The sequence below is a fragment of the Streptomyces sp. NRRL WC-3549 genome (assembly GCF_000721935.1).
In the GTDB taxonomy this organism is placed as follows: Bacteria; Actinomycetota; Actinomycetes; order Streptomycetales; family Streptomycetaceae; genus Streptomyces.
This window is the reverse complement of the sequence record NZ_KL585421.1, coordinates 122,174-124,172: the sequence shown is the minus strand read 5'-3', so window position 1 is coordinate 124,172 and position 1,999 is coordinate 122,174. Positions and strand designations below refer to the sequence as shown.

General features: G+C 75.8%; 1 protein-coding gene and 2 pseudogenes. All 3 read right to left on the bottom strand.

Features of this window, described 5'->3' with window-relative positions; translation table 11 throughout:
* A pseudogene (locus IH13_RS0125915) lies at nt 1-424 on the bottom strand (adenylosuccinate lyase); the annotation flags it as partial.
* A gap of 10 nt (nt 425-434) precedes the next feature.
* A complete protein-coding gene (locus tag IH13_RS0125910) occupies nt 435-1,868 on the bottom strand; it encodes an MFS transporter (RefSeq protein ID WP_037842333.1) in 1,434 nt (477 codons plus the stop codon).
* A pseudogene (locus IH13_RS0125905) lies at nt 1,865-1,999 on the bottom strand (TetR/AcrR family transcriptional regulator); the annotation flags it as partial. The pseudogene IH13_RS0125905 and the gene IH13_RS0125910, both read right to left, overlap by 4 nt.

Below are 1,999 nucleotides of genomic sequence, written 5' to 3'. Positions count from 1 at the left end.
AGATGTGTATAAGAGACAGGTCCAGGGTGGCGGCCAGGGCGGGGACGGATTCCGAGGCGCGCAGTGCGGTCAGGAGGCGTACCGGGTGCAGGGCGTAGGCGGTGCGCAGGGTGTTGGTGGCGAGTGCGGCGGCGGCCCGGGGGGTGCGGGGGTCGTCGAGCAGCAGCAGAGCGTGGGCGGCCGACGCGCAGCGCTCCGGGTCGCGGTGGTTGAGCAGGAGGACCAGCGCCTCGAAGGCCCGGCGGTCGCCCCGGCAGCCCAGCCGGAAGGCTGCGATCTCCCGGGCCCACAGCGGGTGTTCGGCGCCGGTGAGGGCGGCGGTCAGCTCCTCGTCGTCCTCGGTGGCGAGGAGCCGGGCGAAGAGGGGCGACTCCCCCGCCTCGCCCCGGAGCCGGTCCGTCAGCGAGCGCGACTCCTCGTCCATGACGCTCAGTTTAACGCCGGGCACGGACGGTGGAGTCCTGTGCGACCGCCGGGCCGCCGCGGCCCGGCAGCCCTCGGGCGAGGAGCGCGCCCGTGGCGGCGACGACCACCAGCACCGCCAGGGTGGGCGGAACGGCGCGGAGCAGCGCCTCCCGCGATCCGGAGGCGGCCCCGTCGGGCGCGCCGAGGACCAGCAGCGCGGTCGCGGCGGCCACGCCCAGGGCCGGGCCGATGTTCATCGCGGTCTGCTGAAGCCCTCCCGCGACCCCGGCGTGCCGCTCGGGGGCGTGGCGTACGACGACATCCGTGGCGACGACCATCACGGTGCCGAAGCCGGCGCCCATCAGGATGAACGCGATACAGACGGGCGTCGTCCCGGATCCCGCGCCGAGGCGGGACAGCAGCAGATCGCCCAGTGCGAGCAGGGTCGTCGCGCCCACGACGGTGCGGCGCGGCCCGTACCGGCGCGCCGGCCGGACGGAGAGGGGGGCGGCCACCACCATGGCCACCGGCCCCGGCAGCACCGCCAGCGCACAGCGCAGCGGGTCGAGGCCGAGGACGTCCTGGAGGTGGTAGACGGCGGTGAACAGGCTGCCGTACAGCGTCGCCGAGGCGGCCACCAGGACGCCGAGCCCCGAGACCACGGCGGTCGAGGCGAGCAGGCCCGGTGGCACGAGCGGGACCGGCGCCCGCCGTTGGCGCCCCGCGAAGAGGAGGCCGGCCACCGTGGCCGTCACGAGGCCGGTCGCGGGCACCACCGCGCCTCCGCCTCCGGAGACCCCCGCGAGGGCGTACACCAGGCAGCCCACGGTGAGCGCGAGGAGTGCCGCTCCGGACAGGTCGAGCCCCGCGTCCGCCCGGCGTCCGACCGGTGCCGCGGCCCGCCGGTCGGGTCCGCGTACGGCGAGGACGAGCAGACCGATCACCAGTGCGGCCGGGACGTTGAGGAAGAAGACCGCTCGCCACCCGTGGTGGACGGCCAGGGCGCCGCCGACGAGCGGGCCCGCCGCGGCTGCCAGGCCGATGGCACTGGTACGCAGCGCGAGGGGCATCCCCAGCCGGTCCGGGGGGAAGGCGGCTCTCAGCATGCCGAGGGTGGCCGGTTGAAGGACCGCGCCGAACGCCCCCTGGGCGACCCGCAGGGCGATCACCGTCTCGATCCCCGAGGCCAGTCCGATGCCCGCGGAGGTGGCGCCGAAGCCCAGGATCCCGACGGCGAACAGCTGCCGGTGTCCGTACCGGTCGCCGAGGCGCCCGGCGAGGACGAGCAGGCCCGCCACAGCGATCAGATAGCCGGTGCTGGTCCACTGGACCTGTGCGAAGGAGGCGTGGAGCTCTTTCTGCAGGGTGGGCTGGACGACGGTCAGCACCGTCCCGTCCAGGGCCACGACCGCCGCCCCGACGACGCTGCCGGCCAGGGCGACGCGGCGGTGGACCGCGCTCATCCGGCGTCCGGGCCGAGATGCGCGTCGAGGAGCGCGCTCAGGAGCGGTTCGACGTCGTCGGTGCCGGCCGCGAGCGGAAGGCTGCGCCACCGCCGCAGTTGGGCGATGCCGTGCAGGCCGGCCCAGAGCAC